Annotated in this window: 14 protein-coding genes; 11 read left to right on the forward strand and 3 right to left on the reverse strand. The window is 44.1% G+C overall.

Annotated features, from left to right (window positions below; translation table 11 throughout):
• Positions 1-89: 89 nt before the first annotated feature.
• The 5 genes from BS614_RS16785 (at position 90) to BS614_RS16805 (ending at position 3,395) form a co-directional block, all read left to right on the forward strand.
• Positions 90-347, forward strand: a complete 258-nt coding sequence (locus BS614_RS16785) for a YolD-like family protein (RefSeq protein ID WP_036608707.1) — start codon at positions 90-92, stop codon at positions 345-347.
• Positions 348-446: 99 nt separating this feature from the next.
• A complete protein-coding gene (locus BS614_RS16790) occupies positions 447-566 on the forward strand; it encodes a hypothetical protein (protein WP_017688846.1) in 120 nt (39 codons plus the stop codon).
• Positions 567-722: 156 nt separating this feature from the next.
• A complete protein-coding gene (locus tag BS614_RS16795; protein ID WP_017688845.1) occupies positions 723-1,226 on the forward strand; it encodes a ferritin in 504 nt (167 codons plus the stop codon).
• 472 nt (positions 1,227-1,698) lie between these two features.
• On the forward strand, positions 1,699-2,439 hold the full coding sequence (locus BS614_RS16800) for a polysaccharide deacetylase family protein (protein WP_074094795.1): 741 nt from the start codon (positions 1,699-1,701) through the stop codon (positions 2,437-2,439).
• Positions 2,440-2,483: 44 nt separating this feature from the next.
• Positions 2,484-3,395 (forward strand): hypothetical protein, encoded by a 912-nt coding sequence (locus BS614_RS16805; RefSeq protein WP_074094796.1) that lies wholly within the window; start codon positions 2,484-2,486, stop codon positions 3,393-3,395.
• Positions 3,396-3,575: 180 nt separating this feature from the next.
• On the opposite strand, the gene BS614_RS16810 is transcribed toward BS614_RS16805, so the two are convergent.
• From BS614_RS16810 to desA, 3 genes are all read right to left on the reverse strand, one after another.
• Positions 3,576-4,175, reverse strand: a complete 600-nt coding sequence (locus tag BS614_RS16810; protein WP_036608692.1) for a response regulator transcription factor — start codon at positions 4,173-4,175, stop codon at positions 3,576-3,578.
• Positions 4,172-5,320, reverse strand: coding sequence for a sensor histidine kinase (locus tag BS614_RS16815; protein WP_074094797.1), 1,149 nt, complete (start codon positions 5,318-5,320; stop codon positions 4,172-4,174). The genes BS614_RS16810 and BS614_RS16815 overlap by 4 nt, the downstream gene beginning before the upstream one ends.
• Positions 5,321-5,407: 87 nt before the next feature.
• Positions 5,408-6,466 carry a Delta(5) desaturase DesA gene (gene desA / locus BS614_RS16820; protein WP_047842686.1) on the reverse strand — a complete coding sequence of 353 codons (1,059 nt, stop codon included), beginning with the start codon at positions 6,464-6,466 and terminating at the stop codon, positions 5,408-5,410.
• Between the two features lie 374 nt (positions 6,467-6,840).
• Between desA and BS614_RS16825 the strand changes: the two genes are divergently transcribed.
• From BS614_RS16825 to BS614_RS16850, 6 genes are all read left to right on the forward strand, one after another.
• On the forward strand, positions 6,841-7,680 hold the full coding sequence (locus BS614_RS16825) for a YitT family protein (RefSeq protein ID WP_017688839.1): 840 nt from the start codon (positions 6,841-6,843) through the stop codon (positions 7,678-7,680).
• A gap of 671 nt (positions 7,681-8,351) precedes the next feature.
• The gene (locus BS614_RS16830) at positions 8,352-9,569 is read left to right on the forward strand and encodes an ROK family transcriptional regulator (protein WP_074094798.1); all 1,218 of its coding nucleotides are present in this window, start codon (positions 8,352-8,354) and stop codon (positions 9,567-9,569) included.
• Positions 9,570-9,605: 36 nt separating this feature from the next.
• On the forward strand, positions 9,606-10,658 hold the full coding sequence (locus tag BS614_RS16835; protein ID WP_074094799.1) for an ROK family protein: 1,053 nt from the start codon (positions 9,606-9,608) through the stop codon (positions 10,656-10,658).
• 49 nt (positions 10,659-10,707) lie between these two features.
• Positions 10,708-11,931 carry an MFS transporter gene (locus BS614_RS16840; RefSeq protein WP_240661826.1) on the forward strand — a complete coding sequence of 408 codons (1,224 nt, stop codon included), beginning with the start codon at positions 10,708-10,710 and terminating at the stop codon, positions 11,929-11,931.
• Between the two features lie 21 nt (positions 11,932-11,952).
• Entirely contained in the window at positions 11,953-14,196 is a 2,244-nt protein-coding gene (locus BS614_RS16845; RefSeq protein WP_084174571.1) for a helix-turn-helix domain-containing protein, read from the forward strand.
• 239 nt (positions 14,197-14,435) lie between these two features.
• The gene (locus BS614_RS16850; RefSeq protein ID WP_157116103.1) at positions 14,436-14,810 is read left to right on the forward strand and encodes a hypothetical protein; all 375 of its coding nucleotides are present in this window, start codon (positions 14,436-14,438) and stop codon (positions 14,808-14,810) included.
• Positions 14,811-15,105 lie beyond the last annotated feature (295 nt).

Raw genomic sequence — 15,105 nt, forward strand, 5'->3', positions numbered from 1 at the left:
ACGAACGTAAATGAATGGTATACTAATTGAATATGAACTCGGCAATCAACCCGTGGAATCGGGACGTCGGAGTAGAGGAGGCAGCCACATTGGCAAAAGCAAAAGTAGCAAAAAGACCTACACGGGATGAGTTTGAACTTGAAGAGTTGGGAAACCAGCTGGTTGAAGCCTTTCGGGAACGTTCGGAAGTACTGTTGACGGTATGGGGCAAAGAAGATCAGGTGCAAGGAGTCATCGTCAAAATGGACTCCCGTACACGACTTGTGCATGTGGAGTATACCGAAGAAGAGTTCACAGCGAAGGTGCCTTTTCTGGATATCATGCGTGTGCAATCTCCCCGGTACTGAACGAAAAAACAGCAATCTGAATAATTAGGGCATCCGCCCTGTCAAAGTCGTTCTTCCTGCATAAGATAACCCATACCTGTTGCAGAGGAGGTACGGTCAATGAGCGAAGTATTAGGTGGAGAAACAAGAGGCTACGGATACGGAGGTTTCACTTCTGTAGGTGCCATTCTGGTTCTGTTCATCCTGTTGGTTATCATCTCCAAAGCGTTCTTGGTATAATTGCATATCTCTAAAGAATGAAAGAAGCTCTGCCATCGCGGCAGAGCTTTTTTGTTCGTTCAGTCATTGGCGAATTTTGTAGAATATCGGTGTAAGTCCTGCTTACGTTATGTTAGAATGTAACCATCCCTAGAGAAAGAAAGAGGTGTTTTGATTATGAGCCAAGCGTTAACAGAATCTTTAAACGAACAGATGAATTTTGAGTTTTATTCCGCTCATGTATATCTGGCTATGGCAGCCTATTGTTCCAGCAAAAGTCTGGATGGATTTGCGAACTTCTTCATCGTGCAAGCGGAAGAAGAGCGATTCCATGGCATGAAAATATACAAATTCCTGAATGATCGTGGACAACGTGCCACACTTGCGGCTTTGCCAGAACCGAAGAATGAATATGCTTCGATGCTGGATGTATTTGAGCATGGTTATGCTCATGAACAGCAAAACACGAAAAAATTCTACAATCTGGCTGACATCGCTCTGAATGAACGTGAACATGCAACGATGTATTTCCTGAAATGGTTCATTGATGAGCAGGTTGAAGAGGAAGCTTTGTTTGACAATATTATTCAGAAGCTGCGCCGCATTGAAAAAGACAGCAATGCCTTCTACATGCTGGATGCCGAGTTTGGCAAACGTTCGTTCACTGCTCCTGCTGAATAACTTGTACGTTGGGAGTAGATAAGATTCCAGCGACAAAACACCATGTACATACAGCATGAGGTAATGATCCTGAAAGCAATGGGGGCAATCTCCTTGCAAGGGATGATGGTTTGATGCCTTATGCTGATTGAAAACGAGGAAGCCTGCACTTGTGCAGGTTTTTTTGCATGCAACGATATTTAATGATTGTATTGATTTGCTTGAATTGGAGTAAAGGTCTATCAAAATTCTGAATGTGGGTAATAGAGGATATGTCACAATTGATCTATCCTGACGGGATCTTATTTTGCGCAAATCTATCAAATTCGTATTAAATTTTAGGTTTATCTGACAAAAGTGTAACTCTACCGTAGCCTTTGGAGCGAGAACAGGAGCCATTATCTTTGATAGTATTAGGATAAATCGCCAAGGGATGAAGGTAGAAAAACATGGACACCCGGGGAAATATAACACATAAGGGAGACTTTTAATTATGCTACATATTCGTAAATCTATCATGGTCACACTTGCTATTTTACTAATCATTCCACTATTATTGCCGCAGTCGGTATCTGCCAAATCTGCTGCATCCAAGGATGGAGCAAGCAAAGCAAATTCGAAAATCATATACCTGACGTTTGATGATGGGCCAACCGCTCATACGGGTCAGTTACTGGATATTCTGGATCAATATCATGCGAAGGCAACGTTTTTCATGCTGGGTCCTCAAATGGAGCAATTTCAGAAGGCTACCAAACGAATTGTAGCTGACGGACATGGATTGGGTCTGCATGGTGTGACTCACGTTCCAGGCAAATTCTATAAATCTGCATATAGCGGATTGAAAGAGATGCAACAGGCCAATGCAAGTCTGAACAAGGTTGCCGGAGTTAAAACAAGTCTTGTTCGGACGCCATACGGCAGTAAACCATACCTCAAGCCGGCGTTCCGTAATGTACTGCTTGGTCAGGGTGGATTCCATCTATGGGATTGGAATGTCGATTCGGAAGACTGGAAATACAAGAAGGATCACCAGAAAGTCTATAACAGTGTAATGAAGCAGATCCACAATGTGCAAAAGAGCGGAACAACACCTGTTGTGCTTATGCACGACCAGGAAGCAACGCTGAAAGTATTACCGCAAGTGTTAAAAACATTGAAGGCAGAAGGGTATCGTTTTGAAGTATTAAGCAAAAAAGTGCAGCCGGTTAACTTCTGGAACGACAAGCGTTAATCTTTTGAATTTTTAGATTGGCTACAACGAAGGAGGCACACATCATGAAGAAACAACCATTATGGATCACGATTCCAGTAACGACGGCCGTTTTACTTGCTCTGGCAGGATGTGGCGGACCGGATTCAAATGCAGCATCATCAGAGAATAGCTCTTCACCAACAACAACAGTGGGGGAGCAGACCGAGACCGGCAGCGGTGGTGCTGATTTCTCTAATGAAAATGAAACAGGAACCAAAGAGAATACGGGCACAACAGATAATGTAGACACATCAGGATCGAAGGCAAATGACAACCAAGTTGCCACTGGTCATTCAGGTGTGAATGATGTGATCAAGCAAGTTCGCAACCAGTTGAAGATGAAGGATGCAGCGTTACCCACTTCATTCACATTGGACAAGGGTACATCTTTGGGTGCGGCAATACTGTCCAATACTGCGGATGCATTTAAGGTAAACTTCTACGCTACCACTCCGTCTGTTGCCATTAATGATCAATCTCTAACTGCATCCGACAGTAAGATACCTGTACTGGCTTCCTATGAAGTGAAGACCTATAAGGACCCGAATCAGCCAGAAATATTCTCTGAGACGGACCTGAAAGATATTCCAGCAGATATGGCTGTGGATCTGGGTCATGGCATCAAAGGCATGAGTGAAGGTGCCGCAGGCAGTCAATATCTGACTTGGCAAGAAGGTAGATGGACGCTGGAAATTCGTTCGGTTTCTGAAGATGAAATGAATAATCCGGGAATAGCGAAGAAAATGGTGGAGTACCTGGAGACACATACGTTGCCTGTACCCAAAGATAAAGGGTATATCAAGGTTGAATATCCAAGTGGTGGAAAGTCTGTTCATGTAACGATCTCATGGCAGGACGGTAACCAAATTCATCAGCTTCAGACCGATCAAGTGCCACTAGAGGCTCTTGGCATGGTTGTATCTGTGAAATCTTGAGTGCTTTACGGATATTCTATAATGTAGAAGAGATGAGTGTAGGATTGTTACGATACACATAAAAAAGCTTGGCCCAGGAAGAAATTGCTGGGCCAAGCTTTTTATATTTGAGCATGTTATCGCAGCTTATGCAGCCGGGGTACATGCTTATTTTTGTTTCAATGGGTTAAAGCGGTACTTTCATTTGAACCACCCTTTTTCCTTGGAGCGAGTGATGGCCTCAATGCGGTTACTGGCATTTAACTTGTTGAGAATAATGGAGATGTAGTTACGCACCGTGCCCGTTGTGATGAACAGATGCCCGGCGATTTCCTTGGTGTTTTTCCCATCTGCCATGAGGCCCAGTACGGCATTCTCCCGTTCTGTCAGGGGGTTTTCTTCTACATAAGCTTCATCTACCAAGTCGGGAGCGAAGATGCGTCTGCCATTCATAACTTGGCGGATCGACTCGGCAAGTTCTTCAATTGGACTGTCTTTGAGCAGGTAACCACGGACACCGCCCTTTAGGGCACGTTCGAAATATCCGGTCCGGGCAAAAGTGGTCAGGATAATGACCTTACAGCTCATTCCTTTGAGTTCTTCTGCGGCTTCAAGGCCGCTTTTCACGGGCATTTCTATATCCATCAGACAGATGTCTGGTGCAAGCTCCTGGACAAGGGCAAGGGCTTCCTGGCCGTTGCTGGCACGTCCGACGACTTCCATATCTTCCTCCAGATTGAGGAGGGAGGACAAGGCGCCGAGCATCATGCGCTGATCTTCCGCGATTACAATTCTAATCATGATTCTGCCTCCTTTATCGGTTTGCGAACGAGTTTCGGAACATGAATAATGATCGCTGTACCCGGGAGGTCTGTCGCAGAGCGAATATCCAGACAACCGTTCACAAATTCAAGTCGTTCCTTCATGCCCAAAATTCCTGTTCCGCGCCGATCCTGTTTGCGAGTTCGTTCTATTCCAATACCGTTATCTTGAACGGTTAATACATTATCCGCTAGTGTTTCTTTAATGATGATAGTACAGGTTGTTGCCTGACTGTGTTTGACGACATTCGTGACAGCTTCTTTCAAGCACATACCGAGCACATTTTCATTCAATTGTGACGTATCCTGTAACTTCGGATTACCTTCCAGCACAAATTCAATCGAAGCGGCCTTCAGAATCTGCTCCGCCCGGAACAGTTCATCGACCAATTGTGTACCACGCATGGTGGTGACCATTTCCCGGACTTCCTTCAGAGCTGTACTTGCCGTTTGTCTGAGGTCGTTCAATTCAATCTCGGCCTGATCGGGATTATTGCGGAGCAGCCGTCTCGCCAGATCGGTTTTCAGACCGATCAGAGAGAGCTTCTGTCCAAGTGTATCGTGCAGGTCGCGAGCGATACGCTGGCGTTCTTCCATTTTTACGAGATCATCAAGTCGCTTGTTCGCATTCTCCAATTGGCCTTCCAAATGTTCAGTTTTGTTTTTGTTATACGTACTGATTGGGAGCAGGATGGAGGCCATTAAGCTGATGAATACAAACGGGAGTTGGCTCACCAACAGAGAACTCTGATTAATGAAACCGTAATTAATGGTTACGAAACTGGCTCCCAGGTTCACCGAGTAGAGGGTGAAGAAACCGGCTTTATTTTTAATATTCCCAATAAAGAAAGCAAGAAACAATGAGAAATACGCATAATCATAGGCGATCGTCATCGTAATGGATATGGCAATAAGCATGCCAATCCACATGTACACCTGCCAGCCCTTGGTGATGAAGGCGAGCAGGTAACAGACGAAGAAAACGAGAATGATAATAATGCCGGTTACCATCGTCCATAATTTAGAATATTGCGATATAAAATAGAATGGCAGGATGAAAAAGGCGAGCCATACATAAAGGTTCAACCCTGTTTTTTTATAAAAATTTTGCATCCACTTTTGAATGGAATTCTCCTCCTCAAACTTGTACTCAACTTTAGCATGACTGTAGCATGACTATGGCTTGAACACAAGAAAACGAATCCGACAGAGTTAAGGCTTCTCTGTCAGACCCGCTGGATTGGTTACTCGGATAGGCGGTTGAACATACGGCTTGCGGGATAGCTTTTTGAGCTGTCTGAAGCTAATAAACTGTTTAGAATCTTCATCCCACAGACGGAAGCGCAGGGCAACCAGACTGGAACGTAGTGTAATAGTCGTTGCTTTTTGCAAAGGTGGTGTTGCGTTATGTGCTTCTTCCAAGAAATAGTTAGGTACACGTGGGCTCAAGTGATGCACATGGTGAAACCCGATATTACCACTGATCCATTGCAATAATTTTGGCAATTTGTAATAAGAACTGCCTTCAACAGCTGCTTTTACATAACTCCACTCATCTTCATGTTCAAAATACGTCTCTTCGAACTGATGTTGGACGTAGAACAACCAGATACCAAAGAAACCGGAGAAGAAGAAGATAGGTGCCTGCACCATTACAAAAGCCTGCCATCCGACTAACCAGGACATGAATGCATAGAGCACTACGATCAATACGGTAGTCAGGTGTGTATTGATACGTTCTTTACGTCTAGCACCTTTGCGGTTAAAACGGTAAGCCAACAGAAACACGTAAATGGGTCCGATACAAAACAATACAAACGGGTTACGATAAATCCGATAGAAGAGACGTCCCCAAGTAGAAGCTGCTTTATATTCGTCAACCGTCATAACCCAGATATCACCTACACCACGTTTGTCAAGATTACTGCTTGTTGCGTGATGGATAGAATGCTCGTTTTTCCACTGCTGATAAGGTGTAACTGTTAATACACCAGTAATGGTACCGAGAATATCATTGGCGCGTTTGCTCTTGAAGAATGAACCATGACAGCAGTCATGGAAAATAATAAAGGTCCGTAGTACAAATCCGGATGCCACCAAGGCAATCGGGAAGGTCAGCCAGTAGGAAACCGATAAGCTAAAGTAAGCTGCAGCCCATAACAAGAAAAGCGGGAGCAATGTATTGATTAACTGGCGTATACTTAGTCTGAGATCATTTTTTTCGTAAGGGGTAACTTCTTTTTTTAAGGCCATTTCTTTTGATCTGTTCATAAAATTGTGTCCTCCTTCAATCGTTATAACTGTAATCAGCTACAACTTGGCGTTTCCCGCTAGACTTTCCTGTAGGAAGCGTTTTTATCATTGTAAAACAATCCGAACATGACAGTAAGTCATAAACGTCAGCCTTCTGTAATGATGAATATCAATGATGGACCATGACATTTGTCATGGGTGTATGATACTCAATAGCTCTGCAGAAGACAGAAGAGCAGGTTTTACTAATTCCTTTGCACAAATTACGCAACAATTTGTATTATGTATACAAATTTTGTTGAGAGCATGGTAAAATCTATCTTTGAGTGGTTATGACAACTTATGAGACGGGTCGATTAGGTTGATTTCTGATGGATTGGATGGAATGCATAATGAAGAAACGAATTACGGATATCCTATTTATTATGGCAGGTGCATTTCTGTTTGCACTGGCGGTGAACCTGTTTGTCATCCCGAACGATTTGGCTGAAGGCGGCGTCACGGGTATCACGATTATTTTGTATTACCTGTTTGAATGGTCCCCTGGACTGATGAACTTGATCCTGAACGGTATTTTGTTAATTGTGGGATATCGGTTTCTTGATAAAACGACTACGGTATATACGATTATTGCAGTGGTATTCAACTCGTTGTTCCTGCATCTGACGGAGAGTTGGACGATTGCATCGGATGAACTCTGGATTAATACCATTTTTGCCGGATTATTTGCCGGTCTTGGTATTGGCTTGATTGTTAGAGTGGGAGGCACAACGGCGGGGACAGTGATCCTGGCCCGACTTGCCAACAAATATCTGGATTGGAATATCAGTTACGGACTTCTGTTCTTCGATCTGATTGTGGCTTTCTCCTCATACTTCATCATTGGACCACAAGGATTAATGTGTACAATTGTCTTGCTATTTGTTGGAACCAAAACAATGGAGTTCATTATTGAAGGGCTCAATCCGAAAAAAGCAGTCATGATTATCTCTTCCAAACAGGATGAAATCGCGAAGCAAGTCATTGAGAAGATGGATCGCGGAGTAACCGTTCTGTCCGGTCATGGCTATTACACGAAAAATAAGAAAGAAATTCTATACATTGTGATTAGCAAGCAGGAAGTTTCTATGCTGAAGAAGATTGTACGAGCAGAAGATGAGATTGCTTTTATCACCATTCATGACGTGCGTGATGTATTCGGTGAAGGATTTATTGAACTCTCCAAAACTTGATGAATATATGTATATAAGGAAGAAAAAAGTTGCGGTGAATATCACCGCAACTTTTTTGATAGGTTAATGGTATCCGTTATTAATCTAGTTCAATAAGAAAGAACCCTTCTCCGAAGAGAAGGGCAAAAGAGGATTAGTAATGTCTTCTTTTTTTGACTCCACAATATTCAACAGTGACATGACAGTGTTTTTTACACTTTGTAGGGACATATTTCACTTTGGTAACACAAGTTTTCGTAATTTTTTTGTAAAAACACTTTGGTCTTGGATGATGACATTTATGATGTTTTCTATACATATTAAAACCTCCCTGATCGTGATAAGGTATTCTATGAGCGTGTCACTGTTTCGGAAATGTATAAACGTCTATTATTGTATAATAATTCCTTTATTAGGCTTTTGTGTTACAGGTGAAGGTTGGTTCTTTCTAGTAAAACTTTCTACTAAAAGAGTGCAATGACAAAAAGCTGTACACCTACCAAACACGATGATATATTGAATTTAATCAATTTGTTAATAAACTTAACTAACTAAGTATTTAGCATAATTTCCAAGAGCGTTTTACAATCAGCAAGATATAGATCGAAACGGTGTTATTCGTCTATATTTTGTACCCGAGAGCGACTTTAATCGAATTATGAAAAATGCTGACTATAAAAGGAGGCGATAACATGGCTGGCACACCGCAGTATATCCGCAATCTGAATGAAAATCTCATTATGGATGCCCTCATAACTCAGGGAACCATGTCGAGAGCGGAAATCAGCCGTCAGACCGGACTTAGTAAACCAACAGTATCTTTGGCAGTCGAACATCTGATTGACCGTAATCTGGTGAGGGAAATGGGGCCAGCTGACAACGCTCAAGGTCGAAAAGCAACCCTCATTCGTTTCAACGAAACGGCTTATTATGTCTGTGGTATAGATATCGGCGCAACACGTATTCGGATTGCATTATCCGATCTGAATGGAGAGATCATTGCCTATCGAACATATCCCATGGTTGTTCAAGAAGCTTATGAGCGAGCAGAAGCGACGATGTTGGAGCTTCTTCGAAGCCATATGAACGAACTGCTTGAAGAGAATCATCTGAACTGGGATCAGATTCAGTGCATCGGGTTCGGTATACCAGGCGTAGTGCTGCCTGATTCAGGGCGTATCCATCGTATTGTGGACCCTTTAGTGGGTCTGGAAGAAGCTTTCTCTTTAGAGTCGTTGTCAGGAGCTTTTCCCTGTGAAGTAATTCTGGAAAATGATGTGAACCTTGCAGCGCTTGGGGAGTATCGGAGTGGTGCAGCAGCAGGATATCCCTTGTTTGTTTTTTTCTCCATCGGTACAGGGACTGGCGCTGGCATCATGGTACATGGCCAACTGCTTCGAGGTTTAGGTGGCTTAACTGGAGAGATCGCGGAGATGCTGGTGGACGATGGCCGACGTCTGGAGGAAGTGCTGTCCGCTGATGGTCTGATGCAACTGGCGAAAGATTATCTAGATCAGCATGATGAACTATTATTGGAGGCTGCAGATTCGGGTGCAGATGTAGTTGCAGATGATCTTCACAGACACCTGACTCCCGAGAAGTTATTTGAAGCTGCGCGCAGTGGAGAAGTAGAGGCGTTAGACATTCTACAACAATACAGCCAGAAGATTGCTTCCGCTCTGCGTCAGATTAGCGTTGTGCTTGCTCCGGATCTCATTGTGCTTGGCGGAGGTGTAGGAGGGAACGGTGATGTGTTATTGCCTTTACTGAGGCAGATCATCTCTGAGCAATTCCCTGTGCAACCACAGTTAATCTGTTCCAAACTTGGTGAGCAGGCTGTTGTCACTGGTGCGGTACAGGTAGCCATACAACAAACGATGCTGAACCTTCAGCAGGAAGCCATGGAATAAGAGATTGGATATACAACATGTGAGGAGGGAAAAGGGATGACAGAATCAGTGAAAAACGTAAGTAATAATTATCAGTCCAATCAGGATGGTACGGTTGGAGGTGATCCATCCGGCTGGATTGCAGGTATTGACATTGGAGGCACCAAAACATTAATGCTCTTGTCATCACAACAGGCTGGAAATGAAGTTCATGAACGAATCTTGCCTACGCTTGCCAGTGATCAGCCGGATGAGTTCTTCCGATGGTTATTCGCTGAATTGGAAACATTCTGCCGCGAAGTTGGATGCAGTCTGGATCAACTTAACGGTGCAGGCTTGGGATTCCCTGGTGTGATTTTGCAGGAGGAGGGAATACTGCGAAATGCTCCAGCTTTTCAGTGGCCTGAGCTAGATATTCGCCCTGTTATTGCGAAGTATTACAGCGGGAATATCATGTTGGATAATGATGTGAATATGGCCGCAATGGGAGAATATGATCAAGGGGCAGCACAGGGACATCAACACTGTGTAATGGTCACGGTTGGAACAGGCATTGGATCTGCTCTTATCCTGAATGGACAGCTCTATAGCGGCCAGAATGGAGCAGCAGGTGAGATTGGGCATTTCATTGCAGGAGACGAAGGGCTTCATACCGGTTATGTTGCTGATGCAGATTCCTTTGGCGTATTTGAGCAAGTGACTTCAGGTACGGGAATTACCGAACAGGCGAGGCGTTATTTTGCTGCTGGAAAGGGGAGTTCCTTATCCCTGATTATGAGTCTGGCAGGAGGGGAAGTGGAACAGATTGAAGCCAGACATGTATTCAGAGCAGCCGAATCAGGTGATGTTGCTGCACTTGAGATTCTGGAACTGCCTATGCGTTATATGGCTAGAGGTCTGGCGAATATTACGACTTTACTCAATCCTTCCATTATAGTGATCGGTGGTGGCGTAGCTGCATCCAACCCATCCTATTATCTAAATGAAGTGCGCACACGCCTCCAACGTTACACCGTTCTGCCTACACTTTTAGCTGTAGCTGAACTGGGGAACAAAGCAGGAGCAATCGGGGCATTGGCTGCAATCAAATCGAATCTGACACGCACATAAAAATAGAGAATAGGCGAAGCAACTACAGAAATAAAGGATGGAGATCCGGATGAGAAGTAGACATATGAAGGCTTACACAGAGAAAACAAAAGCCGATTCCAATGATGCAAAACGTGTTTTACTCCAATTACAGGGCCTATATCTGTTTATGGGGCTTGCCGGGGGGATGTTTAACCCGTACATTAATCCCATATTGGTTGCACAAGGTTTTTCAAGTAAAGAAACCGGATTTATTATGGCGTTTGGCACACTCGTATCCATTATTCTTCAACCAATATGGGGAATTCTGGTAGATAAGTTTAAAAAGACACGTTTCGTACTGGTGATAAGCCTGCTTGTTCCTGCATCGTTAGCGTATTTCTACAATATTCAAGTGTACTTTATATTAATATTGATTTATACTTTATGCACTATATTCCAAGTGACTCAAATACCCGTGGCTGACTCCTATGCGGTTACCGCCGCGAGAGCAGCCAATACCTCATATGGCATGATCCGACTCTTCGGCAGCATAGGAACGGGAGTTGGTGGATTTGCCGCAGGGATGTATCTCTCCCAGTTTTCCATTCACATGTTATGGCTGCCATTTCTCCTGTTTAACATTCTGAGCGCTATACTGGCAAGTACACTTCCCCGGCAGACGAGTATCTCCTCGTCCTCGGTAACCTTCTCCGTAGGTTTGGCAAGATTGCTCCGAAACCGGACATTCCTTCTATTTCTAACAGGTTGTTTCCTGGTTAACCAAACGCTCACTGCGTTTAACTCCTTTTTTGTTATTTCATTTCAGATGGCTGGCGGTTCTGTGACCATGACGGGTACAGCACTGTTGCTGGCGTCGATTACCAATGTTCCATCCATGTTGGCAGCAGCATTCATACTCCGAAAATGGGGACATGAACGGACGATGCTGCTTGCAGCCGGGGCGTATATGTTACGTTGGGGGATACAATGGCTATGGCCGACACCTGAGGTCATGATTGGCGTTCAGGTGCTGCATGGGTTATCCTTCGGATTCTTCTATATCGCAGCAGTGGAATATGTGGCTTCCGTTACGGGACGGGAGATGCAAGCCACAGGACAAAGTTTATTTAACATGGTGTTTGCTGGCCTGGGCGGAATTGTTGGTAATATGCTTAACGGATATTTACTCGATTCCGGCGGTCCATCACTGATGTATCTGGCTTGCACGATCAGTGCGGCACTAGGATCAGTGATTCTGTATATCGTCAGCAGGCAGGCCAAAGAACAGAGAAGAGCATACTCATTAGAATAGAGATGGAAGGAGTTGGAGCCTATGAAAGTAAATCTGAAGCGGAATTGGCACACCAAGTTGATGTATTCGTATTTTCCTATTTTTCTGCTTACGATTTCCATTCTGATCTTTCTCTCCTTCCTGATTGTCAACGAACTCTCACGTAACGAAACGCAAAAAGCCGACATGATCTCCACCCGCTATATCCTGGATACACTGGAGCGATCGCTAAGCGACATTGAACTTCGCTTGCTTGAAGACATTGGTGCGAACAAAACATATAGTCGCTTTCTGGAAGCTGGACAGGGACAATTATCGAGTCAATTCATCTATGATGCAGCAAGTGGGCTGGGACGTATGCTGGATCAGCAGGATATGATTCAATCCATTTATCTCTATCGCATGTCCGATTCCCAGATTCTTACGCCCAGAGGCATGATGCGTTTGGAAGATTTTGAAGATCGCGCCTATATTGAGCAAGCCTTGAAAGATCGGGAGAATCTTGGTTGGAACTTGCCACGTGATTATAAGGAACGTTCCTTCGACGTACCTTCACAGGTGATTAGCATGAATAAGTGGCTTCCTTTGCCGTGGGGCGGGGAAGGTCTGCTCGTCATTACCATCCGCATGTATGCAGTGGAACGGCAGATTGATAACATGACCAATGAAAAGTTATCTGTTCTTCAGGTTCGGGATAAGAGCGACAATCTGATCTATACCGCGCATCAAATGGACCCTTCTGCAGGTGAAATCCTTAATCGTGTGACTGCGGACAAGCTTGGTCTGGTCTTTGAGAGCGGCATTCAATCCGGACAGCTGTATTCATGGGTATCACTCGTCTCTTATGTGTGGATCGGTATTGGATTATTAACGATTGTTGGTGCAGTGGCGGGACTAATCTACATTACGCGCAGAAATACGCGGCCCATCCAGCTCATCATGAATCGAATTCAGGCGTTACAGCCACGTGCCGAGGAGGATGAAGCAGCACCATCCGTCAAGGATGAACTGGCACTCATCGACCGTGCGCTGGAACATCTGATTGCTCAGACGGTTGACTATGAGAAACAACATCATGAAAACTTGCTGATTCATCGCAGACAGTTGCTTGTTGATCTGATGGAAGGAGAGCGAATGGATTCGTTCCGTCAGCGACTTCGCCATCTGCAACCGCTAGAGGAACGATTCATGGAACCGAAGAGTGTTGCTGTCCTCATTGCGGAGATGAATGGTGACGATCTCTCGACCAATCAGAATATTCTGAAGATTGCGCTCATGAACGTAGTGGAAGAACTTGTGCAGAATGAGACCCAGTTCGGCGGTTGGGCTGAATGGTTTGGGAACCGCAGGCTTATTGTGGTGATTGCGTCGGATGAGCAGGAAGGACTGGATCGTGAATTGCTTATGGATCTGGCTAAGCAGATGCATATGTGGATTGCGGAAAACTTCCGCCTACGGTTTACGTTCGGGATTGGACGAACCGTATCGGGCTGGGAGGAGATTACTCGATCCTATGCGAGTGCAGATATGGGTTTGCGGCATAGACTTACCCTTGGTAAAGATGCCATCGTTCTCAGTGAGCAACTGCCGGATCGTATTGAGCTGCAATCGTACAAGTATTTGCAGATGCTCGCAGACTTTGTCCGTGAATTCAGACTAACCGGCGATGGTTGGCGAACGCAGCTGGATCAGATGTTTGTTGCGTTCAGCGAAGATCAGATTACAGATAACGATATTCGCATGTTGCTGCAGGCATTAATCCAGATGTTGTCCCGTGAATTCGGGGAACTGTCTGAGCGTTTGCAAAGCCAATTTGCCGAGGAAATCCTGACTCGTCTTCGCAGTGATATCCAGCAGGTGGAGACACTGGAGGGGATTCAAGAGATTTTGCAGAAGTGGCTTAAAGAGGTTTATCGCAATTATGTATCTGTGAATGAAACGAAAAGTCATCGCGCGATGATCAACGAGCTGCGGATATATATTGAAGAGCATTTTGATGATCCGGATCTGTCGCTGAAACATCTGAGTGATCGGTTCCAAATCTCGGGCAAATATGCGAGTTATCTGTTCAAGGAAGAGTTTGAGATGAAGTTTGTTGATTTTCTGGTGAAACTGAGGGTCGAAAAGGCCTGCCGTCTGTTGTCTGCATCCGATATGGCTGTTCAGGATATTGCTCTGCAAGTGGGTTATGCCAATGCCATCTCCTTTGGCAGAGTATTTAAACGGATTATGGGCGTGACACCAGGGGACTACCGCAAGCAGAGTGGAAAACAAGGGGATCAATAACGGAATTGCATGTGTTAGAACATCCGAGTATCGGGTGAAATCCAATAATCCTAGAGATATCTATGAAATCTCCTGTATGAGGCAATAAGGTTTTGTCCCTTATTGTCCTTTGCAGGAGATTTTTTTTTGGATGTTCAACCACGATCTTAGGCCAGTTAGCTGGTATGTTGTTAAGGAATTTTACGAATGTCCTATACTAGCATTATGACAATTCATAGATTAATAGGGCAGGAGTGAAGATGATGTACAAACACGGACAGCAAGTATGGGGGTCAGTAGATATCAGTAAAGGGGTTACCATTACAGCAAACAACAACACATTTACATTTCATGTAGATGACTCGTCATATACGATAACTATACCTGTTGGTACCTACAAGACAAGTCAACAAAGGCATGAATCCGAACTTATTCAGGCCATTTCGAAAGCAGGGGTGGCTCAGAACATTCCTGTACGATTTATTTTGGGCGGAATGCATTATGATGAGAAGTATAATGTGTTGATTTTGGAACATACGGACTCAAGCAACGAACATGTTATCGATCAATTTGCGGGAAATGCCATCGATACGTTGTTTGGTCAAGTGAAGTTTAATCTTCCGCCGAGGAATTAGTGCGTGGAATCGTTCACACGTGTTGCTAAACAAGGAGATCACATAAGATGTGGTCTCTTTTTCATTTTTTGAAGGGAGATTTAATGGAAAAAAGATTATTGCAAGCTGGGTGATGCCAGATTGTCTATGAGAAACCAAAATGAATACAACACAATATGTTATTAAAGTTAACATTAAAGGTGTGAAAATTGCATATTGTCAGGAAATATGTTTATATATCGCGGTATTTAACTTAAAAAACGTGAATTTCACATTTTGAAAATAGTTTATTGTCTAAATACCAGATCGTATGTAA

This window comes from Paenibacillus xylanexedens, assembly GCF_001908275.1.
Taxonomy (GTDB): Bacteria; Bacillota; Bacilli; order Paenibacillales; family Paenibacillaceae; genus Paenibacillus; species Paenibacillus xylanexedens_A.

Excerpts from the sequence above, each read along its gene's own strand:
- BS614_RS16790 (WP_017688846.1), top strand. The coding sequence starts at position 447 with ATGAGCGAAGTATTAGGTGGAGAAACAAGAGGCTACGGATACGGAGGT.
- BS614_RS16795 (WP_017688845.1), top strand. The coding sequence starts at position 723 with ATGAGCCAAGCGTTAACAGAATCTTTAAACGAACAGATGAATTTTGAG.
- BS614_RS16800 (WP_074094795.1), top strand. The coding sequence starts at position 1,699 with ATGCTACATATTCGTAAATCTATCATGGTCACACTTGCTATTTTACTA.
- BS614_RS16805 (WP_074094796.1), top strand. The coding sequence starts at position 2,484 with ATGAAGAAACAACCATTATGGATCACGATTCCAGTAACGACGGCCGTT.
- BS614_RS16810 (WP_036608692.1), bottom strand. The coding sequence starts at position 4,175 with ATGATTAGAATTGTAATCGCGGAAGATCAGCGCATGATGCTCGGCGCC.
- desA (WP_047842686.1), bottom strand. The coding sequence starts at position 6,466 with ATGAACAGATCAAAAGAAATGGCCTTAAAAAAAGAAGTTACCCCTTAC.
- BS614_RS16825 (WP_017688839.1), top strand. The coding sequence starts at position 6,841 with ATGAAGAAACGAATTACGGATATCCTATTTATTATGGCAGGTGCATTT.
- BS614_RS16830 (WP_074094798.1), top strand. The coding sequence starts at position 8,352 with ATGGCTGGCACACCGCAGTATATCCGCAATCTGAATGAAAATCTCATT.
- BS614_RS16835 (WP_074094799.1), top strand. The coding sequence starts at position 9,606 with ATGACAGAATCAGTGAAAAACGTAAGTAATAATTATCAGTCCAATCAG.
- BS614_RS16840 (WP_240661826.1), top strand. The coding sequence starts at position 10,708 with ATGAGAAGTAGACATATGAAGGCTTACACAGAGAAAACAAAAGCCGAT.
- BS614_RS16845 (WP_084174571.1), top strand. The coding sequence starts at position 11,953 with ATGAAAGTAAATCTGAAGCGGAATTGGCACACCAAGTTGATGTATTCG.
- BS614_RS16850 (WP_157116103.1), top strand. The coding sequence starts at position 14,436 with ATGATGTACAAACACGGACAGCAAGTATGGGGGTCAGTAGATATCAGT.